Genomic DNA, 22,145 nt, shown 5'->3' with positions numbered 1-22,145 from the left:
TTCCGGCGGGAGACGGGCGACGCGTCGTCAGCGGAGTTTGAAGTAGAGGTATCGCCAGACGCCGAGGCCGACGACGCCGACGACGAGCGTGATTCCGAAGAAGACGGCGAGCGAGACCAGTCCGCCGGTCGCATCGAACGGCAGGACGACCCGGAGGACGACGCCGATGAGGTCGGCCACGACCCACGAGCGGATGGCGAGGGGGATGGCGGCCTTCGCCGACTCGGCCGCCCCCGCGGAGTACGCGCCGACGAGGGGCGCGGCGACGACCCACCCGATGAAGAAGGGAAGCAGTGTCAGTCCGAGACCGACCGGGTTCTCCGTGAGGTACGCGACGCCGTTGTGCCGCGCCGTCCCGAACGACAACAACAGCGCGAGTACCAGCACGTCCCCCACCGCCAGGGGCAACGCGGCCGTGTCGATGCGCCCGTCCAGGAACGACCCTGTCGAGGTTGCCATACGCGCCCCTTCTGTGGGGTGCCTCTTGGCTTCCTCGGTTCGGGTCGCTCACCGTGCCCGGCTCACGACTCGGGAACGCGCCCGGCGACGACGTAGCCGAAGCCCGACGTGACGACGCGCGCGGAGAGACCCTCCCGCTCGAAGAACCGCGCGAGGTCGTCCGGCGTCGAGAACGTCGAGTCGAACCCGACCAGCCGTTCGAGGGCGACGAGCGCCCGCCCTCGCAGCGTGGCAGGGTCGAAGTCGGCGACGACGACCACCCCACCGGGGGCGACGACCCGCCGCGCCTCGGCGACCAGTGCGCGCTGGTCGCGGACGTGATGGAGCGCGTCGGTGACGACGACGGCGTCGACCGCGTCGGTCCGGACCGGGAGGGCAGTCGCGTCGGCACCCAGCGCCGCCAGACCGCGTCGGCGGGCGGCGGCGAGCATCGACAGCGACTGGTCGACTACCACGACGCCCGGTGCCGTGGGCTCGTCGTCGACCAGGCCAGACAGCGCCCGCGCGGCCCGCCCAGTCCCGCCGGCGACGTCCAGGAGCGTCCGAACGGGCCGGCGCGACAGCGACAGCGCCTCCGACAGCGCCGCCTCGTCCGCGGCGGGCATCAGCCGGTCGTACAGCGGCGCGACGCGGTCGAAGAAGCGAACGTCGCCGGGGCCGTGGTCGAGCATACCCGTGAGTCGGGTGCGACACAAGAGAGCGTTTGGTTTCCGGCGTGCCGACAGTCCGAGCGACCCGGCGGAGGGAAAGACCCAGGCCGCTCGCCGACCCCCTTCCCACATGGAGTACGACCTCGTCGGCTGGCACGACGACGACGACGGAGGCGGCCCGCAGGTGCGCCTCGACTACCGCGCCTTCGCCTACGCCGGCAAGTTCGTCATGTCCGCGACGGGGGTCGCCCTCGTCCGCGACGAGCGCGACCCGCTGGCACTCGATGTCGGCGCGGACGAGCCCGCCCAGTTCGGCGACCCGACCGTCGTCGCCGCCGTCGCGTTCAACGAAGACCGGACCGACCCCGAGACGCTGTGGCTTCGGTACGTCACCGTCCGTGGGGACCGGCGCGGCGAGGGTATCGGCCCGCGGCTCGTCGCGTTCGTCTGCGAGCACGCCCGCGAGCGCGGCTACGCGCGGTGTCGCATCGCCGTGAACAACGTCTTCTCCTACGAGGCGCTCGCGAAGGTCGGGTTCGCCTTCACGGGGAGAGAGACCGGTCTGGCCGAGGTGGTGCTGGACCGCGACCTTCGCGGGGGTTCCGGCGTGGACACCGACACCTACCAGCGTGGGCTCGACGTCTTCCGCGGCCGCGACTGCTCCGACGCGGAACGCGCGTTTCTGAAGGCGAGGGACGGAGCGGGGCCGCCGGAGCGAATCGACCCGCCCGTAGAGGAGTGAGGCGATTGCACGGTCTGCAGTGGCGCGTCGGCTAAACGCCGTGTCGTTAAGACGCTCCACCCCGAGAGTCCGCCAATGGGAAACGCAGACCTTCGGAGCCTCGCGGCGCTCGCCGACGTCGCGTGGGACGACCTCGCTGGCAGCGTGGTCGCCGTCGACGCGCACAACTGGCTGTATCGATATCTGACGACGACGGTGAAGTGGACCCGTGACGAGGTGTACACGACGCCCGAGGGCGAGGAAGTCGCGAACCTCGTGGGGCTCGTCCAGGGCCTCCCCAAGTTCTTCGAGCACGACCTGACGCCCGTGTTCGTCTTCGACGGCGGCGTCACGGAGTTGAAAGACGACGAGGTCGAGAAACGCCGCGAGGCGAAAGAGGAGGCGAAAGCACGGATGGAACAGGCCCGAGAGCGAGGTGACTCCGTCGAGGCCGCCCGACTCGAAGCCCGGACCCAGCGGCTCACGCCCGTCATCCAGGAGACGACGCGTGACCTCCTCTCGCTCCTGGACGTGCCGTACCTCGAAGCGCCCGCCGAGGGGGAAGCGCAGGCGTCGTACATGGCGCGGACGGGCGACGTCGACTACGTGGGCAGCGAGGATTACGACACCTTGCTGTTCGGCGCGCCGTACACGCTGCGCGGCCTGACGAGCAAAGGAAACCCGGAGCTGATGAGCCTCGAGGCCACCCTGGAGAGGAACGACCTCACGTGGGAGCAACTCGTGGACGTGGCCATCCTCTGTGGCACCGACTTCAACGAGGGAATCAGAGGCGTCGGTCCCAAGACCGCGGTGAAGGCGGTCAAAGAACACGGCGACCTCTGGGGCGTCCTGGAGGCGCGAGGTGACCACGTCCCGAACGCCGACCGCGTCCGCGACCTCTTCTTGGACCCGCCGGTGACCGACGAGTACGAGTTCGACCCCGACATCGACCCGGACCTCGAGGCCGCGCGGCGCTACGTGGTCGAGGAGTGGGCGGTCGACGCGAGCGAGGTCGAGACGGGCTTTGCGCGCATCGAGAGTTCGCTCGTCCAGACCGGACTCGACCGCTGGACCTGAGTCTGCGTCCGCGTCCGCGTCCGAGTCGCGGCCTCACACCGCCGCTTTCACGACGTGGACGGGGACGTCGGCGAGCCGAACGACGCGTTCGGTCACGCTCCCGACGAGCCGGTGATACCCCTCGTCCCGCCGTTCGGTCCCCATCACGACGAGGTCCGCACCGACCATCGGAATCGCGTCGAGGATCGCTTCGTGGGGGACCCCCTCGACCACGTGCGATTCCGTGGGGACGCCCCCGTCGGCGGCCCGTGCGGCAGCCGCGTCGAGTGCATCCGCGCCGCGTGACTGGAGCGCCTGCTCGACGCCCTCGATCGCGTCGATGCCGGCGTAGTGGTTCACGACGTCCGTGTCGACCACGTAGAGGAGGTGGAGGGTCGCGTCGTACCTCCTCGCGAGGTCGAGCGCGTGGTCGACGGCCAGTTCCGACCCGGCGCTCCCGTCGGTGGGCAGGAGGATCGTCTCGTACATCACAGCGACAGGTCGGGGCTCCACGCGTAAAACGCGGGTGGCCCTTCTCGACGCGTGAGAAGGGACTCGGTCGGTGGGCCGGGCGATGACGCCGGTCAGGCGGCGTCGTCGATGGCCCGAACCAGCAGGTCCGCCCCGAGGTCGACCTCGCGGGCGGTGACGTCGAGCGGCGGGAGGACTCTGAGCGTCTCGTGTCCACAGCCGAGCGTGAGCAGGCCGCGGGCGAGTGCCGCCTCCTGAACCGCATCGCGTCTGTCCTTCGTGTCGAACTCGACGGCGAGCAGCAGCCCCAGCCCCCGGACGTCTTCGACGACCGCGCGGTCGGCGTCTTCGAGGCGTTCGACGAACTGCCGTCCGCGGGCGGTTGCGTTCGCCAACAACCCCTCCTCCTTGATGATGTCGATGGTGAGCGCCCCCTGTGCAGCGGCGATGAGGTCGCCCGCGCCCCACGTCGACGAGAGCCGACCCTCCTCGTCGGGGAACAGTTCCTCGCGGCCGACGGTCGCGCCGACCCGGAGCGCCTTCGCCGAGCAGATGAGGTCCGGTTCGAGCGCCGAGTGGTCCGACGCCCACCACTCGCCCGTCCGACCGAGGCCCGTCTGAATCTCGTCGGCGATGACGGTGAGGTCGTGTTCGTCGGCGAGGGCGGCCACCTCGTCGGTGAACGCCCCGCTCGGGAACCGGTAGCCACCCTCGCCCTGGACGGGTTCGACGACGAGGTACGCGACCTCTTCGGGGGGAAGGTGTCCCCGGTCGGGGTCGAGTTTCCGGCGCAGGCGCGATTCGCGCTCGTCACCCGCCGCCCCGAAGAAGAAGCCGCACGAACACGTCTCGGGGGTGCAGGTCCGGTCGTCACAGTACGGAACGTCGACGATGCCGGCGACCTCCGGGAAGTGCCGGCGATACTTCTCCTTCGAGCGGTTGAGCGAGAGCGCGCCGAGCGTCCGGCCGTGGAAGGCCCCCTCGAACGTGACGCCGTGTTTCGCCCCTCCCGAGACGTCGTACGAGACCTTGATGGCGTTCTCGACCGCCTCTGCCCCCGAGTTCGAGAGGAACACGGTGTCCATCCCGTAGTGCTCGGTGAGTCGCGTGAGGCGGTCCATCAGTCCGGCGGGGCCCGGGACGTCCTGGCTCTCGGGGAGGTGGTGGCCGCCGGCGACGTAGAAGTCCTGTCCCGCCACCTTCAGGGGGTCGACGAGGTCGAACTCGCGGAGGCGCTCCATCAGCGTGGGGTTGTTGTACCCCAGCGGGGCGGCGGCGACGTGGCTGGTGAAGTCCATGAGGACGTTGCCGTCGACGTCGGTGCAGAACGGGCCTTCGGCGGGTGCGGTTCGGTCCCAGACGAAGTCGTACACGTAGGTGCTCAGTGCGGCCGTCGACTGGTGATAGTCGACCCACTCTTTCGCCCGCGTCCCGGGGAAGCCGTCGACCTGCGGCTCCGCCGTGTCTCGATTCATGCCGGTGCTACGCCGAGGGCGCTGAAAAGCTGTTCGCCGACGGTTACACGAGTGTGACGAGGAGGGTCGCGACACCGCTGACGGCGAGCAGCAGCACCGACCACCGCGTGACGGCGCGGGTGAACGACCGCGGCCCGGTGAGCGCCAACGCCGTCTTGACGAGGACGCTCGCAGCCGTCGCGAGCAGGACGGCGACCACCGCGTTCGAGCCCGAGATGCTGCCGCCACGAAACAGGAGAATCGCCGTCGTCGTCGCTCCGGCGGACGAGACGAGCCCCGAGACGAACGAACTCACGTAGAGGCCGGCCGTTCCGAACTCCGTCTGGGCGACGGTGCCGACCGCGAGGATGAGGAGGAAGACCGCCCCGAACCCGAGCGCGTTTCGGAGCGAGAACGGGCTGTCGAGGTCGAGGTCGACCGACTCACGCTGCCCGGCGGTCCAGAGCGCGACGAGGACCGCCCCGACGACGAACGTGCCGAGCGGGACGACGGCCGCCAGAAGCGGTGACGGGAACGAAAACGCGAGCGTGATTGCCAGGTTCCGGACGGCCATCGCCGCGTCGGCGAGGAGGACAGCCGCGACGGCGAACGACTCGAGTTCTGGGCGGCGGCGGACGTGGTCGAGCACGCTCCCGACCACGGCCGTCGAAGACGCCAGCCCACCGAAGAAGCCCGTCACGACGACGCCGATTCCGCCGTAGGTTCGGACGACAGTGTAGTTGACGAAGCCGATGCCGGCCACGGTGACCACCATGAGCCACGCGACACGGGGTTCGAGCGTGACGGTCTGGATGGTGATACGCTCAGCGGGGAGGAGCGGGAAGACGACGAACGCGAGGATGGCGAACTCCGAGACGGAGCGGAGTTCGTCGCGCGAGAGCGCGCCCGCGAAGTCGTGTAGTTCCCGTTTCAGTACGAGGAGGAGCGACGAGACGACCGCGACGGTGACACCGGCGAAGACGAACCCCATGACGACGAGCGCGCCGACGCCGTAGGCGACGAGGAGCGAGGCCGACGTCGTGAGGTGGAGCGCCCCCTCGTCACGGAGGCTCGCGAGCGAGAGCAACGCGGCCTGCACGAGAACGAACAGCCCGCCAACGAGGAGCGCGCTCTCGAACCCGGTCTCGGTCGCGACGAGCGTGAAGACGCCGCCGGCGAGCCCGGTGAGCGAGAACGTCCGCATCCCGGCGTCGATGTCCGACCACTCCCGTTCGAGGCCGAGAAAGAGCCCGAGCAGGGCGGCGAGGATGAGCCGTACCGCCGGCTGGACCAGCGCGGCCTCGAACACCGGGTCGAACTGAAGCGGTGACACCACGACGTGTCGGTGCGATTGGCTTGCCTATATAGTTCGCCCTGTGTTCTCGCAGACGGCGTCGACGACCGACCGCAGCACGAACCGGGGGAGTAGCTTCTTGTGTCATCGAAGCGGATGGTCGGTATGTCCCTCCTCGGCCTCGAGCGCGCTCGTCTCGGGTGGTGGGTGCTCGGCCTCGCCCTCGGCGGCGCCCTCGTCTTCGTGGTCCACGCGTTCGTCGGCACCTTCGTGTTCGGCGTCTTCCTCTACTACGCGACCCGGCCCATCTACCGTCGGCTCCGCCGTCGCATCCGCCCGCCGAGCCTCGCCGCCGCCGTCTCGCTGTTCGCGCTCGCGCTCCCGGCGCTGCTCTTGGTCCTGTACGCGTTCGCCATCGTGATTCAGCAGGCCGTCAGGTACACGAACAGCGGCCTGTTCGACCTCTCGCAGTACCCCATCGACCAGGAGCTGCTGGACGCCATCACGGACCCGGAGCGACTGCTCGAACTCGACCTGTCGTCGTACCTCTCCGCGGAGGTCATCGGCCAGCTCACGCAGTCGCTCTCCTCGGCGGTCGACACCATCGCGTTCTTCGGCGTCGGGGCGGTCCACCTGTTCGTCATGATCGCCCTGGCGTTCTACCTGCTCCGCGACGACAGGCGACTGACCGACTGGGCCGTCTCGACGTTCGGCGACGGACGTGGCGTCGTCCTCGCGTACGGGACGGCAGTCGACCACGACCTGAAGGCCATCTTCTTCGGAAACATCCTCAACGCCGTCCTCACGGGAACGATCGGCGTCATCGCCTACACCGTCCTCAACGTCTTCGCCCCCGCATCGCAGGTGTCGATTCCTGCGGCCGCGCTGGTCGGGCTCCTCGCGGGCGTCGCCAGCATCATCCCCGTCGTCGGGATGAAGCTCGTCTACGTCCCCGTCGCGCTCTACATGGCTGTCGTCACGTTCTTCGTCGACCCACAGCTGCTGTGGTTCGTCCTCGTCTTCGTCGCCGTCTCGTTCGTCGTGGTCGACACCATCCCCGACCTCGTCCTCCGTCCCTACGTCTCGGGCCGGAGTCTCCACGTCGGGAGCGTGATGATCGCGTACACCTTCGGCCCGCTCCTGTTCGGCTGGTACGGCATCTTCCTCATGCCGATGCTCCTCGTCCTCGTCTTCCACTTCGCACGCATCGTCCTGCCGGAGCTAGTGCGGGGAGAGGACATCCGGCCGTTCGCCGTCGACCCGGGGGTCGAAGCGTCCGTCCCGGCCGTGGCCTCCCCCGAACCACCCGTCTCGGCCGACGGAGAGGGCCCCACAGCACACGACGCGAGCGGAGACGAGACCGAACCAGCGAGCGAGAAGAGAGACGAGCGTGACCGATCAGACGGGACCGACGAGCGTGACTGAGGTCCCCGGAACGTGACTCACTCGTCGAACGACTCGTCGACGTACTGGACTTCCCAGTCCTTCCGGGCGCGAATCTCCCGACGGCCCCGACGCGTCAGCGTGTAGAAGTTCGTCCGTCGGTCCCGCTGGCCTTTCTCGACGAGCCCTTTCTCGACCAGCGTGTCGAGGTTCGGGTAGAGTCGTCCGTGGTGAATCTCTTTCTCGTAGTAGTCCTCGAGTTCCTCCTTGATCGCGAGCCCGTGGGGCTCGTCCAGCCCAGCAATCACATAGAGAAGGTCACGCTGAAATCCTGTCAGATCGTACATTATTACGTTCGGTGAAACAGTTTATGTTCGATATAAATAAGTGTATCGAATGTCTGGCATATCACGGACGGTTGACATCGAATACGCCCGAGTGTCCGGGGGTCCGACGCCGTTCAGACCGCCGCCCTCCCTCCTACCGAACCAGTGTCTGTCAGATGACTATTCCGCGATATCGGTGAACCACTCACCTGTCAGGTCACGTGGGAAACGGGACGTGGCCCATCGAATCCGGGACGTCGGGGCGCGGCGTCTGCGTTCGACCGACTCTGGACCGCCCGGTGCCGACGGGGTGGTCACACCCCTGACGGCAGTCGACACGAGCGTCGCGGGGCCACACGAACCGCTGTTCGGGTCGACCACGGGCGGCGAGGAGCGTCCTCGTCGAGCGCGGCAGAGGTGAGCAGAACGGACTCGTCACTCGAGGGGTGTCGATGCGTCGTCGAAAAGGTAGCAAGTCACGCGAAAATCGCGTGATGCTTGCCGCCCTGAATTGGTCCCCGCTGACGCTTCGGCCCTCCAAAGCGAAGCGTCACTTCCACGTAGCGACGTCGGTCACTTAAAGATACCGAACACTGACTGGTCCGGTAACGTGTGACTTCCCCTTCGAACGTGACCGGACCGTTCACACGCTGCTCGACGGCGGCCATCACATGTGCTCTTCTTCGAGGACCCAGCCGAGCGCTCGGCGGTAGTAGGTGAACATCTCGCGGACGCCCTCGTGTTTCATCTCCTCGGAGTCGAGCTGTTCGGTGAGAAAGTCGTACTGCTCTCTGACCTCGGCTTCGGAGCGCATGGGCCCTCTTCGGACGCCGCTGCCTTCACCGCTCCGCCGTGTTTTTTTCCACCCCTTGCTTACGAGTCGGCATGAAAGTCAGAGGCCGACGCGAGTGTCGCGACTGCGGCCACCAGTGGTCGTACTACGAGACGGGGGCCGTCGACTGTCCTGCCTGCGGCAGCCTCCGGAGCGTCGGCGTCGACGACCGGACCAGACACACGGATACGCCGACCTCGCTGGACCTCTCGCCGCACCGCCGCGCCGTCGACGCGGGTCCCCTCGCCGACGCCGCTGACGACCTCAAGCGGGACCTCCGGCGCTATCGCACGAAGCGTGGGTTCATCCGCGGCGGCGAACTCCTCCCGCTCGACGAGACCTACCTCGCGGCGACCGAACTCCTCTACGCGGTCGACGTGCTCGTTCGGGCCGGCGAGCGGACCGACGACGAGGAGCTCTACTTGCTCTCGCTCCTCCGCGGTGCCGACATCGGCGACCGTCCCGACGTGGCGACCGTCCCGGCGTCGATGCGGGCAGCGCGCGGACTCGCACTCACAGAGGCCGTCGACGAGTACCGCCGCGAGGTGTTGTCGTGGCTCGACGACAACCCCGACCCGGACGTCCGACGGGTGCTCGGCACCGTCTCCGAACTCGTCAAGCGGACGCGGGCGCTCGGCGGCGACGTCCCACTCGGCGAGAGCGAGACGCTCCTCGCGGCGACCCACGACGTGTCCCGAGCGCTCAGGATGGGCGACGAGGCGGCGCTCGTGACGGCACGAGAACGGCTGGCGCGGCTGAGCTGATGTCGTTCGACGAACACGCGGTTCGACACCGACTGAAACTCGTCACCGATACGGGCACGTCGACCCTGTACGAGAACCGCGACGGCGTGGCCTGTCCGGTCTGTGACGACCCGTTCGACGAGTTCTACGCGACGAGTGCGGCGGAGTCGTTCCGTCCCGCCCAGCGAGTCGAGTTCTGTGTCGCACACACGACGGAGCGACTCCTCCTCTTTACCCACGAGACGGACCGAGGGGACTGAATCGACGCGAGAACGAACCGGCTCAGGGGAGCGCGACGTCGACGCCCGCGGCCTCGCTCGCGGCCTTGACAGTGTTCCACAGCAGCATCGCCCGGGTCATCGGACCGACGCCGCCGGGGACGGGTGTGATGGCGCGTGCCTTCGACTCGGCGGAGTCGTAGTCGACGTCGCCGACGAGTTCGTACCCCTTCTCGGTGTCGGCGTCGACGCGGTTCACCCCCACGTCGATGACGACAGTCCCCTCAGAGAGCATGTCGCCCGTGACCAGTTCGGGGACGCCACAGGCCGCGACGACGATGTCCGCTCGGCGGGTGTGCGCTTCGAGATGCTGCGTTCGGGAGTGACAGACGGTCACCGTCGCGTTGCCGCCCGCCGCCTTCTGGATGAGGAGGTTCGCCATCGGCTTGCCGACGATGTCCGAGCGACCGACGATGACCGCCTCCTTCCCCTCGGGGTCGACGCCCGCCGAGTCGAGGAGCTTCTGGATACCGTGGGGCGTACACGGCTTGAACCGCGCGTCACCGGCGACGAGGCGGCCGACGTTCTCGGGGTGGAAGCCGTCGACGTCCTTCGCGGGGTCGATGCGCCGCAGGACCGCTCGGGAGTCGACGTGGTCGGGGACGGGCATCTGGACGAGGATGCCGTGGACGTCGTCCCTGCCGTTCAGTTCGTCGATGAGGTCGTACAGTTCGTCTGCCGGTGTCGAGGGGTCGAGTTCGTAGTCGAACGCCTCGATACCGACCTCGGCGCAGTCGCGCTGTTTCATCGACACGTACGTCTGGCTGGCGGGGTCGTCACTCATCAGTACGGTGGCGAGACCGGGCGTCACGCCCGCCTCGTCGAGCGTTTCGATGGCGTCGCCGAGGCCGTCGCGGACCTCGCTGGCGACGGCGTTGCCGTCGATGACGTCTGTCATAGTCGGAGTGGGGAGCGGCCGACGCTTGAAAGATTCGGATTCGTGTATTGATTCGTGGTTCGGGGTCGAGTGGAGTAGCACGTTCGTGTATATCGGCTCGGTCGTCAGCCGGGGAGGACGACGTTGAGCAGCGCGACGAACACCCCCGCGGCCCCCATCCTGATTCCGGCGACGTACCACCGTCGGTCCGACCCGCCCGACAGGTACGCGCCGAAAGCGAACAGGACGCCGACGGCCGTCGCGACCGAGGCCAGCGTCGCCTCGAACATGGTGAGGGTGGTCCCTTCGACGAGGAACGGGACGAGCGGGACGAGGATGCCGACGACCGGGCCGAAGCCGCTGGCGACGGCGTTCACGACCTGTTCACGCCGCCGCTGGCGGTCGGGCCCCGTTCCGCGCAGTTCGGCGAGCATCGACGCCTCCAGCTCCTGGAGTTCGGCGCGTTTCTCGGCGCGCTCGATCTCCCAGACGCTCCACACGGCCGAGGTGCTGAGACCGACCGCCGCGCCGAGACCCACCCGGAGGACGGTCACGCCGTCGGTGACGCCAGAGAGGAGCGCCCCGACGACGAGCCCCACACACGTCAGCGCCCCGTCGAAGCCGTTGGAGACGAAGTACCGCCGCGACAGTGACCCGAACTCGACCGCGCGGAGGCGCTCAGCGAAGCCAGGTGGCATCGGCGCTGGCCTCGTGGGTCATCGGCGTGTGTTCGCCGCAGACCACCTCGTCGACCGAGTGAAGCGTCCCGCCGAGGTCCTCGAGACAGTCGACGACCGCGTCGTCGTCGACGTCGGCACCCTCGACGACGAGGACGATGTTCTGGACCTCGCGGTCGGTCTCGACGAGTCGAGCGGTGGTCGCGTCGACTCCAGCGAGGTCGCTCACATCCCGTGCGAACGAGATTGTCGGGACCTCGCTTGGCTTCAGTATGTCGAGGACGAGTCGGCGGATTGCTGCCATGTCCTCGCCTACAGCCGCACGCGTCAATAGTCTTGTCGAGCGGTCGAACGGTCGGGCGGTCGGCGCACGTGCGACCCGCCGGCTCAGGAGGTCGGCTCGAACGACGAGAGGTCACGCGGCTCCGGACCCTGGCGAACCGGCGCTGTCGCCCCCGTCTCCAGGTCGACGACCATCGCCTGTCCGCCGTAGCCGTGGGTCTGGTCGTGGCCGCGGACGACGACGTGTCGTACCCCGTCCGGGACCGAGAGACGCTCCGACCGGGTGAACGGGGCCGTGCCGTGGGCGTGCAGCAGCGTCCGACGACCGAGTCGGTCGCCGTCGAGCGTCTCGACCTGCCACCAGTCCGCGTAGCCGTCCTCGCCGTCGTCGTCGTGATACAGTGTCACGCTGAAGCGGGCGGCGTCCCCCGACGGTTCGACCTCGACGCCGACCACGTTCGCCTCACGCAGGTCGAGGGCCGCGCTCGCGGAGGTGACGGCCGTCCTGGTCGCGTCGGCTTCGCCGGCGGGTTCGGTCTCGGTCCCGGATGCCGTCGTCGGGGCGGCAGTCGCCGTCTCCCGTCCAGTGGTCGGGGCGGCAGTCGCCGTCGTCTCGTCGGCCGTCGGCGTGGTGGACGTGGACGTCGTGGCAGCGTCCGACCCGTCGCTCGGCGCGCCGCTACAGCCCGCGAGAACGACGGCGAGGACGGTGCCCGAGAGGAAGCGTCGACGGGAGAGGGCGGACGGCGGCATGCCCGAGTCGTGCGTCGCCCGGAGAATAAATCCGCCGGCGGTCGTGCGTCGGAGACGCCTATCGGTACAGCGGGTGGGCCGCGCAGAGTTCGGTCACTCTGTCGCTCACCTCGCCGAGGACGCCCTCGTCCTCGGGGTTGTCGACGACGCGAACGATGTGTTCACCGACCTCGCGGACCTCGCTGTTCTCGAACCCGCGGGTCGTGAGCGCCGCCGTCCCCGCGCGGATGCCCGAGGGGTTGAACGGCGAACGCGTCTCGCCGGGAACCGTGTTGGCGTTGAGGACGATGCCCGTCGCTTCGAGCGCCTCCTCGGCAGTGCCCCCGGTGAGGTCCGGGTGCGAGGGGCGGAGGTCGACGAGGACGAGGTGGGTGTCGGTCCCGCCGGAGACGACGTCGAGCCCGTGGTTGGCGAACGTGTCGGCGAGCGTCTTCGCGTTCGAGACGACCTGCTCCGCGTACTCGGTGAACTCGGGCTGGAGCGCCTCCTTGAATCCGACGGCCTTGCCGGCGATGTTGTGCATCAGGGGACCGCCCTGCCCGCCGGGGAAGACGGCCTTGTCGATGTCGGAGGCGTACTCTTCTTGCGTCATGATGATGCCGCCGCGGCCGGCGCGGACGGTCTTGTGGGTCGAGCCGGTGACGAAGTCCGCGATACCGACGGGAGACGGGTGGACGCCGGCGGCGACGAGGCCCGTGATGTGGGCGATGTCGGCGAGGTGGTACGCGTCGACGCTGTCGGCGGCGGCCTGGATGCGCTCCCAGTCGACCGCACGGGGGTACGCGGAGTAGCCCGAGACGATGATGTCGGGCTCGAACGACTCGGCCGTCTCTTCGAGCGATTCGTAATCGATGTAGCCCGTCTCGGCGTCGACCTGGTACTGTTCGACCTCGTACAGCTGTCCCGTGAAGTTCGCGGGGTGGCCGTGTGAGAGGTGCCCGCCGTGGTTCAGTTCGAGCGAGAGGATCTTGTCGCCGGGGTCGAGCATCGCGAGGTAGACGCCCATGTTCGCCTGCGTGCCCGAGTGCGGCTGGACGTTGACGTGTTCGGCCCCCCACAGCTCCTTGGCGCGCTCGATAGCGAGGGTCTCGACCTCGTCGGCGTACTCACAGCCCGCGTAGTAGCGCGACCCGGGGTAGCCCTCGGCGTACTTGTTCGTGAGGACGGACCCCTGCGCCTCGAGGACTGCCTTCGAGGCGTGGTTCTCGCTCGCGATCATCGCGAGCGTCCGCTCCTGTCGGTCCTCCTCGCCGGCCAGGGCGTCGGCCACCTCGGGGTCGACGACCCGGACGTGTTCGTCGTTCATACTTGAGGTGCCGGGTGAGTCGGACATAAGCCTGTTCACTCCGTCGTTGTCCCCCGCGTCGGTGGCGGACGTTCACGGGGCTGCAGCGGGACGAACGTGACAGACTCCGTCCGTCAGCTAGATGATATCACAGTGTCGTCTCCACAACTTACGACGGACTGGTCGGTAAACAAAAGGTAATTACTCACATTCACGACAGATATATACGTGAGTACATCTACCCTGTTTTGAATGCTCCGTGCGGAGGCCACGGCCGATGGAGTCGCTGCCATCGGCCGGTTGCGCCCGTCCGTCACCGTCCGCGCGACGGACTGGCGGGCAGGCGAGGGGTCGACCCCGGGGGATGCTCCCCCACCGATTCGAGAATCAGTCGCCGACAGTGCAGTCGGGAGAGCGACCGGCCTGGAACTCCCGCTGGGGCGGGTGACCGTCACGCACCAGGACACCGGCCGGACGTGGGAACTCACCGGCGAAGAGACGCTCACCGCTGGCACGTACGCCCTCCAGGTCGACTCGGTCGTCGAGGCTCAGGTCGCCTTCACCGCGGCGGCCCGCGTGTCGAAGACCCAAGAGCGGGCGTCGCTCACGTTCTCGGCTCCGACGTCGGTTCGAGTCGGCTTCGCCGAACGCGACGACCGCCCGCCGGGAACGCTCACCGCCGCGCGGACCCCCAAGAGCGTCGCGACGGTGGTGTCGACGCTCTCGACGTCGACGCTCACGACGACGGCGGCCCGCTCACACTCGCGGATGCGCCGGCACCCGCCGCTCATCGAGTTCGGGGAGGCGACGGAGATTCCGCCGGCGTTCGCCGACCGGCGGGCACAGAGCGACGTGACCATCACGGTCCCCCCGACGTTGCAGTACGTCTTCGCTACGTCGTCGCTCGCTCACTACCTCGACGCCACCCTCGAAGTCGCGGAGGGGGCGACGCCGACGCTGCGGACGCCGGACGTCGAACACCGACTGGACGAGATGCCGGGGTACCAGTACGAGACGGCAGAGCTCCTGCGGCGCGTGTTCCTCCTCGACTGTCTCGTCCGCGAGGCGGTGCCGGGGAACGACCGGCTGGCCGAACATCACCTGCTCGACAGGCTCCCGCTCGACTCCGACGCCGTCGCGACGGCGTCCATCGGTGAGCGTGTCGAGACCTACTTGGACGTGCCGTTCGACCTCATCTCGCCGGACCTCCCCGAGTGGCACCTGTCGATGTACGTCGAGCCGACGTACGACCACGTCCGGACGCTCCCGCACGTCATCTCGAACCTCCCCAACATCTTCGCGCCGAAGTCCCAGCCGCTGGAGGGGAACGAACGGCTCCGGCGCTCGCTCGACGACTTCTACCGGGCGCCGGCGGACGACTCGGCGAGAATCGAGCCGGTCAAACCAATCCTCGGACCCGGACGGGCGCACGGGTGGCTCGCCGACGGCATCCCCATCGACGTGTTCAAGACGCTCTCGGAGGCGTACGAGCACCGCTCCGGTGGGGACCACGACACCCAGTCGACCTCCGTCGTCGCCGTGCTCAACGACGCCGAGATGTCGTCTGAACACGACGACGCGGCCGACATCTACCGCCGCGGGACGGCAGACCTCGACATCGACGTCTCGGTCCGCGAACAGCTCAGTCGGGCCGAACTGGCGGCAGTGTTCGAGGCCGACCACGACTTCGTCCACTACATCGGCCACTGCGAGGAGGACGGCCTCCAGTGTCGTGACGGCGCGCTCTCGACGTCGACGCTCGACCACTCCGCCGCGGAGACGTTCTTCCTCAACGCGTGTGGCTCGTACTACGAGGGTATCGACCTCGTCAGGAAGGGGAGCGTCGCCGGTGCAGTCACCTTCGAGAAGGTACTCGACGGCCACGCCGCCCGCGTCGGGACGATGTTCGTTCGCCTGCTGGTCAACGGCTTCAGCATCGAGCGCGCGCTCGACTTGGCCCGACGCCGCATCATCATGGGGAACGATTACACTGTCGTCGGAGACGGCACACACAAGCTCAGCGGCGCGCCGGAGACGGTGCCACTGGCGGCGACGATCGTGCCCCGAGACGACGAGACGTACCGCGTGACGTTCGACGCCTCCTCGCCACGGGTCACCGGTGACGTCTTCCGGCTTCCGGAACCGCTCGACGGACAGCCGCGGCTGTTCGGCGCGGAGTCGGAGATGACGCTCTCGGCGACGGAGACCGAACGGTTCGTCCGGAGCGTCGACATCCCGGTCATCTTCGACGGGGACATTCAGTGGTCGACAGACCTCGTCGGGCAGATACCACGTTAAAAACCACCCTGAATTATAATGGTATGGTTTCTGAGATGGAAATCTTGTTTTTAGCCTACAAGGCCGTTAAAACACCCTGAGGCGGCCGTACTGTCATAGTCGATATGCGGTAAGATTAAATAGGTACAGTCCAATATTTCTAGTATGGTTATCGCCTCAAATTTAATAGCGGAGGGGATTGAGGATATCCTGCGCGAGGTCCTCTCGGAGGGAGAGTCCGAGCTGCTCGTGGTCAACCCCACGGCTGACGTACTCGAGTCGCTCGTGTCCGTCGCGACGGTGTCCGAGGAGACGCTCCCGACGGTTCGGGTTATCGCCGACGAATCGCTCCTGAAAGACGTCGTCGACGACTTCATCGTGGCGAGCAACGCCGCCGACCTCGTCGAGGCCGGGACGCTCTCGCTCACGACCGGGAACGCCGGCGACCAGAACTCGCTCATCGTCACGGAACACGCCGTCCTGTCGCTCGTGACGACCGGCGAGCGCGTCGCCGCACTGGTGACCGACGACGACGAGTTCGTCGAGTCGACGTACGAGACGTACACCACCGCGTGGGAGGAGGCACCGGAGTTCAAGCTCCGGACGCCATCGATTTCCGTCGTCCGGGAGTCGCTCGCGACGGACCTCTCCGAGGACGTCCAGGCCGACTTCGACACCGTGCTCTCGTCGTTGCAGACCGCACGAGGCGACGGTCAGGGGCTCGACGAGGTGACGATCAGTCTCCTCGTCGCCGCGAAGAACGACATCCTGCTCTACGACATCTCGAAGTGGGGCGAGGACATCGGCATCGCGTCGAAGGCGACGTTCTCGCGGACGAAGACCAAGCTCGAAGACCTCGGCCTCGTCGACACGGAGAAAGTACCCATCGACGTCGGCCGCCCGCGGCTCCGACTGAAACTCGGCGACGACCGGCTCCGGCAGGCCGATGCGGACCAGCTCGCCGGTGTCGCCCAGAGTCTCCTGACCTGAACGAGTCGAACCCTCGCTCTTTTCTCCCCCTCCCCCGACGTCCGCGTATGAACGTCGGACTCGTCGGTTCGGGCCCCGCTGTCGCGGCGGCTCGGGCTGCATTCGAGGACATCGACGCGGCCGTGACGACTGACCGGGACGCACTGCCTGAGACGGACCTCGCCGTCGTCGTCGCTCCCGTCGGCGCCGAGCAGTTCACCCGGGCCGACGAGGACTGCCACCGACTGGTGACCTGTGAAATCGGCGGCGTCGGTGGGCACGCACTGGACGGCGTCGACGCGGCGGTGTCCGTGTTCACGCCCGACTCCGCCCGCTTCTCGGATCTCGCACGTCGCGTCGCCTCGACGGTCGACGAGACGGCGTCCCGTCCGGCCGGCGATAGAAGCGCCGTTCGGTTCGCGGGGGCCGTCGCGGGGCGGCGTGCGGTTCGGCTCCTCGCCGGCGAACCACTCGGCGGGACCGTCGTCGAGGTTCCGGGGGAGGAGCGACGGTTCCTCCCGGTTCCCGACGGCTCGCGCGACCGGACGCTCGACCGCTCGTGGCGGTCGGTCTCGCTCGACGACTCGCTCGACCGCGCAGAGCGGGCGATGGACGAGCGGGTCGGACTGCTCACCCAGGTCGGCGAGCGCGAGTCGTTTCCGATTCCGTACTACCTGGCCGGCACCGCGGACACGACGACGTACAGCGACGCCCGCGCGGCGGCGTTCGCTGCCGGTGCCGACCCCGACTGGGACCGGGCCTTCATGAAGGCACTCGGTGAGGGGCTCGAGCGCTACTGCGCCGGCGTCTACCGACAGTCGGAGTTCGTCGTCGCCCCGGAGACGAACCGGGCACGACCGGTCTCGCCCGCACGGTTCGCCCGCCCCGCGGGCTACCGGCACGCCGACCCCGAAGAGCGAATCCCCTGGGTCAAGGGCGAACACCTCGCGACGGGCGAGGACGTCTCCCTGCCGGCGGAGTTCGTCCACTATCCCCCACCCGAGGAACGACACAGGCCCGCCATCACGACGGGTCTGGGGCTCGGGAACTCCGGCGTGGAGGCGTTGCTCTCGGGACTGTACGAGGTGGTCGAGCGCGACGCGACGATGCTCGCGTGGTACTCGACGTTCGAGCCGCTCGGTCTCGACGTCGACGACGAGCGGTTCGCGACGCTCGAACGACGCGCGCGAGCCGAAGCGTTGGACGTGACACCGCTGCTCGTGACACAGGACGTCGACATCCCGGTGGTCGCCGTCGCGGTTCACCGCGACCCCGGCCACGAGTCGCCGGGTGCGTGGCCACGGTTCGCGATGGGCTCTGGAGCGAGCCTCGCCCCCGTCACCGCGGCACGGAGCGCGCTCGCCGAGGCGTTGCAGAACTGGATGGAGTTGCGGAGTATGGGCCCCGAACGGGCCGCCGACGAGAAGGCGGCCATCGGCGACTACGCCGAGTTCCCCTCACACGCACGGCGATTCGTCGACGTCGACGCCACCGTTCCCGCGTCGTCGGTCGGCCCCGAGCCGGTCCCCGAAGGCGAAGCAGAACTCGAAGCGGCCGTCGAGCGAGTGACGGACGCGGGACTGGACGCGTACGCGGCACGGACGACGACGCGCGACGTCGCGGAACTGGGCTTCGAGGCGGTTCGCGTCCTCGTCCCCGAGGCACAGCCGCTCTTCACCGGCGAGCCGTTCTTCACTCGGCGGGCCGAACGCGTCCCGAGAGACCTGGGCTTCGAGCCGGAACTGGACCGGGAGTACCACCCCTATCCGTAGCGGTTCCCGCACGTTCTGTCCGGAGTGCGAACAGGCGACACCGACGGTGACGAAGGGCGGTGTGTCGCACGGCCGCGTGACGCCCTCCGGTGGTTTTCAGCGCACGCCCCGTGTGGCGTCGGCTTCCGGTTTGAACTCTCGGAGCCGAAAACGACCGCACGTGAGCGTCCGGACGCGGAGAGTCGCGGGGGGGCTAGACGCCGAGCGTCGCCCGGAGCATGTCGCGTGTGCCCGGGCCGAGACCGACCGCGAGCACGGCGACGAGCAGTAGCATCGTGTAGCGGGGAGAGTCCTCGAAGACGCCGTCTTCGAACACCCAGACCACGAACGTCGCGGCGACGAGTTTCACGAGGAGGAACGGCCAGGCGTCGCCCGTCACGGCGAGCATCGACGGTGGCAGCGTCGAGGCGGTGAAGTCGACGACGAACTGGTTCACGGGGTGTTTGGGCACGAGGTTCGGACCGGCTCCCAGCGCCGTCATCCAGTCGAGCCCGATGACGTTGGCGACGCCGTCGACCGCGTGGCCCCAGATGATGACGAAGCCGATGCGTCCGGTCCCGGCGTTGACCTGCGGGGCGAACCGCTCGACGAGTACCCAGGTGACGAGGGCGGCGACCGTCGATCCGACGAGCATCGTGAGGATGACCTGTGGGTAGAAGGTCACACTGTTGTCGCCACCCACAGCGAGGGCCGCGAGGTAGCCGAGCGTGAGAACGAGGACGGCGGTCCCGAGGACGAAGAGCGGGTTCTGGTAGTCGTCGACCCGGCCGGACCGTTCGAGGAGGACGGTGACGACGATGGCCCCGAGCGTCACGAAGAAGACGGTGAAGTAGATGACGGGGCTGATGAAGAGCGTGTTGAGCGGGTAGGTGATGAGGGCGTCGGCGGCGCCGGGCGTGTCGTTGGCGTCCTCGACGACGCGGAGAGCACCGCCGAAGAAGACGAACGGGATGAGCGAGTAGAAGAACCGCCGCTCGCGCCCGATATCGAGCCGACGCATGAGGAACACCACGCCCGAGAGTGCGATGAGCAGTGTGACCATGTAGCCGACCTCGGAGACGAGCGTGTAGCCGGGGTACGCGACCACGCCCGTGGCGGCCTCGCACGCCGTCGCGCTCCCGAGATACTCGGTCCCCGCTCCGCCCCGAACCGCACAGACGGCCGACTGGGCGTCCGCTTCGACGGGCCCCCAGAAGTACTGCCACACGAATCCGTCGTAGACGGCGCGGGGGAACGCGACCGAGCCGCCGACGAGCACGAGGGCGAGCGTCGCGACTACCGCACCCCACAGTCGTTCCGGGTCGAGTCCGACGCGCTCGGCGACTGTTGCCATGTGGGGAAATCCGGCACCCGCCGATTAATACCCTTCTGGTCTCGTGCGCCGTGCGGACACCGCACGTCGTCGCGGCGTCTCCTCAGACCGGTAACACCGGGTCGTCGTGTTCGGTGCCGAGGACGACCATCGTGTACGACCGCCCGAACCCTTCGGTGCTGGCGACGTTGTCGAACAGGAGTTCCCGGAGGCTCTCGGTGTCCTCGGCGTAGACGCGGATGAGCACGTCCCAGTCCCCGGTGGTGAGGTGGACCTCCTGAACGCCGTCGACCTCGCGGAGGTGGTCGACGAACCCCTCGACGGCGTCGTCACGACCCTGTTCGACGCGAAGACCGACGAACGCCGACGCGCTGTATCCAACCGCCTGCGGGTTCACCTTCGCGTGGTACCCCTCGATGACGCCGGCCTCTTTCAGTCGATTGACCCGGTCGTGGACCGTCGCCGACGACATATCGATTCGTCTGGCGATTTCGCTAAAGGGTGTCCGCGCGTCCTCCTGCAGCGCGCGCAGGATGGCCCGGTCGGTGTCGTCGAGTTCGACGTCAGTCACGGGCCACCGCCTCGACCTCGCCGACTGCGGCGAGCAGTTCGTCGTGAATCTCGCCGTTCGACGCGACCAGTCCGTGCGAGTCGTGTCGCCAGGGGTCGCCGTGGACGTCCGTGACGGTGCCGCCGGCGAGGCGGATGAGGTGGACGCCCGCGACGGTGTCCCACGGGTTCGCGTAGACGTTGGTGACGACGCCGTCTATCGTCCCGGCGGCGAGCATCGCCAGCGTCACCTGCGCGCTCCCCACACGGCGGAGGTCGCCGAAGCGTTCGACGACCTCACGGCAGGCAGCGGCGTACTCGTCTCGTCGGTCGCGCCCCCACCACATCGTCGGGACGACCGAGCACCCCTCGGGGTCCGTCCGCGCACTGACCGAGATCGGTTCGCCGTTCCTGGTGGCCGTCTCGTCGTCGGCGACGTAGACGTCGCCGAGTTCGGGGGCGACAATCGCTGACGCGACGGGGTCACCGTCGCGGACCGCCGCGACGGCCGTACACCACACCTGGAACTCGCGGACGAAGTTGCTCGTCCCGTCGATTGGGTCGATGACCCACGTCGGACCCTCCTCGGGCACCGACTTGAGTTCGTCCGCCTCCTCGCCGACGATAGCGTTCGCCTCGTACGCCGAGTGGATGCAGTCGATGACCCGCGACTGCGCGTCGCGGTCGGCCTGGGTGACCACGTCCGTCTGCTCGCCTTTCGTCTCGACGGCGATTTCCCGCCTGAACTGCCCCGCGGCGACGGCCGCACCGACGCGAGCGGCCTGCTCCGCGACGTGGGCGCGCGCCGCCGCGTCGGAGTCGAAGTCCGTGTCCATACGGGCTTGCCTCGTCCCACCGGGGTATAGTCGTCGGCTTTTTGCGCACGCGAACGAGAGTTCGAAGGCGTGCCACGTCCGGGTGACGGTGACGACGACGACGGCGATAGCGGTAGCGACGGCGTCGCCGGAGACCTCCCGGCGGACGTCGAGGCCGCGTTGACGCAACTGCTCTCGGAGGCCGCAGTCGCGGCACGCCGCCGCGACGTCGACGACGTCACCGCCATCGTGGACACCGTTGAGACCGTCACCCGGAACAAGGTCCCCGCAGGACGGGTCCGCGAGCGACTGCTCCACGGCTGTCGCCGCGTCGACCGACTCGCGAGCGACGAACCGCTCGTCGCGGCGGCGTACCTCGAAGCGATGGAACGACTCGTCGACACGAGCTGACCGCGCCGACAGTCGTCAATCATCGGTCGTCACAAAAATCGTACGGGAGACGCCGTCGCTCGGGTCGTTGTACGGAAGCGAGAAACCGCAATTTGGACCCGGCCGGGAAACGTTTTCCACAGCCCGTTCGGCCCGTTCGACTTGCCCCAGATTCCGGATATCCGGGTACGTCGACTTCCCGAACCCCGCTTTCGCGTCGTCCGGTACTTGGCCTTCTCGCCGCCCTGTCGAACGTCTTCGGCCCGGTTCGGTTGTGTGTTTTCCCCGGGCCTCACGACCTTTCTCGACCCGTGAGGGTCGACTTCGCGGGACCCGCTCTCGCGTGACCCCGGTACTCGGTCTTCCGCCGTTCTGCGCTCGGATTCGGCCCGGTTCGGTTGGTGTTTTCCCCGGACCTCACGACCTTTCTCGGCTCCGTAGAGCCGACTTCACGACTCCCGCTCTCGCGTGGGCCGCTACTTGGTCTTCTCCCGTTCCGTGAGCGGTTTCGGAGCGCTTC

At 68.2% G+C, this 22,145-nt stretch carries 24 protein-coding genes; 9 read left to right on the top strand and 15 right to left on the bottom strand.

Annotation, left to right across the window (positions count from 1 at the left end):
• Nucleotides 1–27: 27 nt before the first annotated feature.
• Nucleotides 28–459, bottom strand: a complete 432-nt coding sequence (locus tag E6N53_RS09645) for a DUF3054 domain-containing protein (protein WP_136590138.1) — start codon at nt 457–459, stop codon at nt 28–30.
• Between the two features lie 62 nt (nt 460–521).
• Nucleotides 522–1,130 carry a class I SAM-dependent methyltransferase gene (locus E6N53_RS09640; protein WP_142858828.1) on the bottom strand — a complete coding sequence of 203 codons (609 nt, stop codon included), beginning with the start codon at nt 1,128–1,130 and terminating at the stop codon, nt 522–524.
• A 109-nt stretch (nt 1,131–1,239) separates the two neighbouring features.
• On the opposite strand from E6N53_RS09640, the gene E6N53_RS09635 reads away from it, so the two are divergent.
• Both E6N53_RS09635 and fen read left to right on the top strand, forming a co-directional pair.
• Nucleotides 1,240–1,851, top strand: coding sequence for a GNAT family N-acetyltransferase (locus tag E6N53_RS09635; protein WP_142858826.1), 612 nt, complete (start codon nt 1,240–1,242; stop codon nt 1,849–1,851).
• Nucleotides 1,852–1,926: 75 nt separating this feature from the next.
• Nucleotides 1,927–2,907, top strand: a complete 981-nt coding sequence (gene fen / locus E6N53_RS09630; protein WP_142858823.1) for a flap endonuclease-1 — start codon at nt 1,927–1,929, stop codon at nt 2,905–2,907.
• Nucleotides 2,908–2,940: 33 nt separating this feature from the next.
• On the opposite strand, the gene E6N53_RS09625 is transcribed toward fen, so the two are convergent.
• The 3 genes from E6N53_RS09625 to E6N53_RS09615 all read right to left on the bottom strand — a co-directional run bounded on the left by E6N53_RS09625 (nt 2,941) and on the right by E6N53_RS09615 (nt 6,144).
• Nucleotides 2,941–3,375, bottom strand: a complete 435-nt coding sequence (locus tag E6N53_RS09625) for a universal stress protein (RefSeq protein ID WP_136590134.1) — start codon at nt 3,373–3,375, stop codon at nt 2,941–2,943.
• A gap of 95 nt (nt 3,376–3,470) precedes the next feature.
• Nucleotides 3,471–4,832: an aminotransferase class III-fold pyridoxal phosphate-dependent enzyme gene (locus E6N53_RS09620; RefSeq protein ID WP_142858821.1), complete on the bottom strand. Its 1,362-nt coding sequence runs from the start codon at nt 4,830–4,832 to the stop codon at nt 3,471–3,473.
• Between the two features lie 43 nt (nt 4,833–4,875).
• Nucleotides 4,876–6,144, bottom strand: a complete 1,269-nt coding sequence (locus E6N53_RS09615; protein ID WP_201741113.1) for an MgtC/SapB family protein — start codon at nt 6,142–6,144, stop codon at nt 4,876–4,878.
• Between the two features lie 126 nt (nt 6,145–6,270).
• Between E6N53_RS09615 and E6N53_RS09610 the strand changes: the two genes are divergently transcribed.
• Nucleotides 6,271–7,530, top strand: a complete 1,260-nt coding sequence (locus E6N53_RS09610) for an AI-2E family transporter (protein WP_142858819.1) — start codon at nt 6,271–6,273, stop codon at nt 7,528–7,530.
• Nucleotides 7,531–7,547: 17 nt separating this feature from the next.
• On the opposite strand, the gene E6N53_RS09605 is transcribed toward E6N53_RS09610, so the two are convergent.
• Nucleotides 7,548–7,835, bottom strand: coding sequence for a helix-turn-helix transcriptional regulator (locus tag E6N53_RS09605; protein WP_142858817.1), 288 nt, complete (start codon nt 7,833–7,835; stop codon nt 7,548–7,550).
• A gap of 646 nt (nt 7,836–8,481) precedes the next feature.
• A complete protein-coding gene (locus E6N53_RS21015; RefSeq protein WP_201740167.1) occupies nt 8,482–8,628 on the bottom strand; it encodes a hypothetical protein in 147 nt (48 codons plus the stop codon).
• A 71-nt stretch (nt 8,629–8,699) separates the two neighbouring features.
• Between E6N53_RS21015 and E6N53_RS09600 the strand changes: the two genes are divergently transcribed.
• Together E6N53_RS09600 and E6N53_RS09595 are read left to right on the top strand one after the other, a co-directional pair.
• A complete protein-coding gene (locus E6N53_RS09600; protein ID WP_142858815.1) occupies nt 8,700–9,410 on the top strand; it encodes a DUF7117 family protein in 711 nt (236 codons plus the stop codon).
• Entirely contained in the window at nt 9,410–9,649 is a 240-nt protein-coding gene (locus tag E6N53_RS09595) for a DUF7385 family protein (protein WP_142858812.1), read from the top strand. Before E6N53_RS09600 ends, E6N53_RS09595 begins: the two co-directional genes overlap by 1 nt.
• Before the next feature lie 22 nt (nt 9,650–9,671).
• Here the strand turns inward: E6N53_RS09595 and E6N53_RS09590 are convergent, their stop codons facing one another.
• From E6N53_RS09590 to glyA, 5 genes are all read right to left on the bottom strand, one after another.
• A complete protein-coding gene (locus tag E6N53_RS09590) occupies nt 9,672–10,565 on the bottom strand; it encodes a bifunctional methylenetetrahydrofolate dehydrogenase/methenyltetrahydrofolate cyclohydrolase (protein ID WP_142858810.1) in 894 nt (297 codons plus the stop codon).
• A 104-nt stretch (nt 10,566–10,669) separates the two neighbouring features.
• Complete coding sequence (locus tag E6N53_RS09585; RefSeq protein WP_136590127.1) at nt 10,670–11,242, bottom strand: VIT1/CCC1 transporter family protein; 573 nt, start codon at nt 11,240–11,242, stop codon at nt 10,670–10,672.
• The gene (locus E6N53_RS09580; protein ID WP_142858808.1) at nt 11,223–11,525 is read right to left on the bottom strand and encodes a DUF211 domain-containing protein; all 303 of its coding nucleotides are present in this window, start codon (nt 11,523–11,525) and stop codon (nt 11,223–11,225) included. The genes E6N53_RS09585 and E6N53_RS09580 overlap by 20 nt, the downstream gene beginning before the upstream one ends.
• Nucleotides 11,526–11,608: 83 nt before the next feature.
• On the bottom strand, nt 11,609–12,256 hold the full coding sequence (locus tag E6N53_RS09575; RefSeq protein WP_142858806.1) for a hypothetical protein: 648 nt from the start codon (nt 12,254–12,256) through the stop codon (nt 11,609–11,611).
• 58 nt (nt 12,257–12,314) lie between these two features.
• Nucleotides 12,315–13,562, bottom strand: coding sequence for a serine hydroxymethyltransferase (gene glyA, locus E6N53_RS09570; protein ID WP_142858804.1), 1,248 nt, complete (start codon nt 13,560–13,562; stop codon nt 12,315–12,317).
• 231 nt (nt 13,563–13,793) lie between these two features.
• Here glyA and E6N53_RS09565 point away from each other — a divergent pair, with 231 nt between their 5' ends.
• The 3 genes from E6N53_RS09565 (at nt 13,794) to E6N53_RS09555 (ending at nt 18,559) form a co-directional block, all read left to right on the top strand.
• Nucleotides 13,794–15,839, top strand: a complete 2,046-nt coding sequence (locus E6N53_RS09565; RefSeq protein WP_142858802.1) for a hypothetical protein — start codon at nt 13,794–13,796, stop codon at nt 15,837–15,839.
• A 144-nt stretch (nt 15,840–15,983) separates the two neighbouring features.
• Complete coding sequence (gene tbsP, locus E6N53_RS09560; RefSeq protein ID WP_142858799.1) at nt 15,984–16,808, top strand: transcriptional regulator TbsP; 825 nt, start codon at nt 15,984–15,986, stop codon at nt 16,806–16,808.
• Nucleotides 16,809–16,855: 47 nt separating this feature from the next.
• On the top strand, nt 16,856–18,559 hold the full coding sequence (locus tag E6N53_RS09555; RefSeq protein ID WP_142858797.1) for a YcaO-like family protein: 1,704 nt from the start codon (nt 16,856–16,858) through the stop codon (nt 18,557–18,559).
• Between the two features lie 193 nt (nt 18,560–18,752).
• Here the strand turns inward: E6N53_RS09555 and E6N53_RS09550 are convergent, their stop codons facing one another.
• From E6N53_RS09550 to E6N53_RS09540, 3 genes are all read right to left on the bottom strand, one after another.
• Entirely contained in the window at nt 18,753–19,892 is a 1,140-nt protein-coding gene (locus E6N53_RS09550; protein ID WP_142858795.1) for a DUF63 family protein, read from the bottom strand.
• A gap of 82 nt (nt 19,893–19,974) precedes the next feature.
• Complete coding sequence (locus tag E6N53_RS09545) at nt 19,975–20,442, bottom strand: Lrp/AsnC family transcriptional regulator (protein ID WP_236642331.1); 468 nt, start codon at nt 20,440–20,442, stop codon at nt 19,975–19,977.
• On the bottom strand, nt 20,435–21,256 hold the full coding sequence (locus tag E6N53_RS09540) for an inositol monophosphatase family protein (RefSeq protein ID WP_142858793.1): 822 nt from the start codon (nt 21,254–21,256) through the stop codon (nt 20,435–20,437). Before E6N53_RS09540 ends, E6N53_RS09545 begins: the two co-directional genes overlap by 8 nt.
• A gap of 69 nt (nt 21,257–21,325) precedes the next feature.
• On the opposite strand from E6N53_RS09540, the gene E6N53_RS09535 reads away from it, so the two are divergent.
• Nucleotides 21,326–21,646, top strand: coding sequence for a DUF8101 family protein (locus tag E6N53_RS09535; RefSeq protein ID WP_136590118.1), 321 nt, complete (start codon nt 21,326–21,328; stop codon nt 21,644–21,646).
• The last annotated feature ends 499 nt before the right edge of the window (nt 21,647–22,145 follow it).

This window comes from Salinigranum halophilum, assembly GCF_007004735.1.
GTDB lineage: Archaea > Halobacteriota > Halobacteria > Halobacteriales > Haloferacaceae > Salinigranum > Salinigranum halophilum.
The sequence above is the reverse complement of the archived record's forward strand: the minus strand, read 5'-3'. Positions and strand labels throughout refer to the sequence as shown.

Bases quoted from the DNA above. Each gene is read 5' to 3' on its own strand.
- E6N53_RS09645 (WP_136590138.1), bottom strand. From the start codon at position 459: ATGGCAACCTCGACAGGGTCGTTCCTGGACGGGCGCATCGACACGGCC.
- E6N53_RS09640 (WP_142858828.1), bottom strand. From the start codon at position 1,130: ATGCTCGACCACGGCCCCGGCGACGTTCGCTTCTTCGACCGCGTCGCG.
- E6N53_RS09635 (WP_142858826.1), top strand. From the start codon at position 1,240: ATGGAGTACGACCTCGTCGGCTGGCACGACGACGACGACGGAGGCGGC.
- fen (WP_142858823.1), top strand. From the start codon at position 1,927: ATGGGAAACGCAGACCTTCGGAGCCTCGCGGCGCTCGCCGACGTCGCG.
- E6N53_RS09625 (WP_136590134.1), bottom strand. From the start codon at position 3,375: ATGTACGAGACGATCCTCCTGCCCACCGACGGGAGCGCCGGGTCGGAA.
- E6N53_RS09620 (WP_142858821.1), bottom strand. From the start codon at position 4,832: ATGAATCGAGACACGGCGGAGCCGCAGGTCGACGGCTTCCCCGGGACG.
- E6N53_RS09610 (WP_142858819.1), top strand. From the start codon at position 6,271: ATGTCCCTCCTCGGCCTCGAGCGCGCTCGTCTCGGGTGGTGGGTGCTC.
- E6N53_RS09605 (WP_142858817.1), bottom strand. From the start codon at position 7,835: ATGTACGATCTGACAGGATTTCAGCGTGACCTTCTCTATGTGATTGCT.
- E6N53_RS21015 (WP_201740167.1), bottom strand. From the start codon at position 8,628: ATGCGCTCCGAAGCCGAGGTCAGAGAGCAGTACGACTTTCTCACCGAA.
- E6N53_RS09600 (WP_142858815.1), top strand. From the start codon at position 8,700: ATGAAAGTCAGAGGCCGACGCGAGTGTCGCGACTGCGGCCACCAGTGG.
- E6N53_RS09595 (WP_142858812.1), top strand. From the start codon at position 9,410: ATGTCGTTCGACGAACACGCGGTTCGACACCGACTGAAACTCGTCACC.
- E6N53_RS09590 (WP_142858810.1), bottom strand. From the start codon at position 10,565: ATGACAGACGTCATCGACGGCAACGCCGTCGCCAGCGAGGTCCGCGAC.
- E6N53_RS09585 (WP_136590127.1), bottom strand. From the start codon at position 11,242: ATGCCACCTGGCTTCGCTGAGCGCCTCCGCGCGGTCGAGTTCGGGTCA.
- E6N53_RS09580 (WP_142858808.1), bottom strand. From the start codon at position 11,525: ATGGCAGCAATCCGCCGACTCGTCCTCGACATACTGAAGCCAAGCGAG.
- E6N53_RS09575 (WP_142858806.1), bottom strand. From the start codon at position 12,256: ATGCCGCCGTCCGCCCTCTCCCGTCGACGCTTCCTCTCGGGCACCGTC.
- glyA (WP_142858804.1), bottom strand. From the start codon at position 13,562: ATGAACGACGAACACGTCCGGGTCGTCGACCCCGAGGTGGCCGACGCC.
- E6N53_RS09565 (WP_142858802.1), top strand. From the start codon at position 13,794: ATGCTCCGTGCGGAGGCCACGGCCGATGGAGTCGCTGCCATCGGCCGG.
- tbsP (WP_142858799.1), top strand. From the start codon at position 15,984: ATGGTTATCGCCTCAAATTTAATAGCGGAGGGGATTGAGGATATCCTG.
- E6N53_RS09555 (WP_142858797.1), top strand. From the start codon at position 16,856: ATGAACGTCGGACTCGTCGGTTCGGGCCCCGCTGTCGCGGCGGCTCGG.
- E6N53_RS09550 (WP_142858795.1), bottom strand. From the start codon at position 19,892: ATGGCAACAGTCGCCGAGCGCGTCGGACTCGACCCGGAACGACTGTGG.
- E6N53_RS09540 (WP_142858793.1), bottom strand. From the start codon at position 21,256: ATGGACACGGACTTCGACTCCGACGCGGCGGCGCGCGCCCACGTCGCG.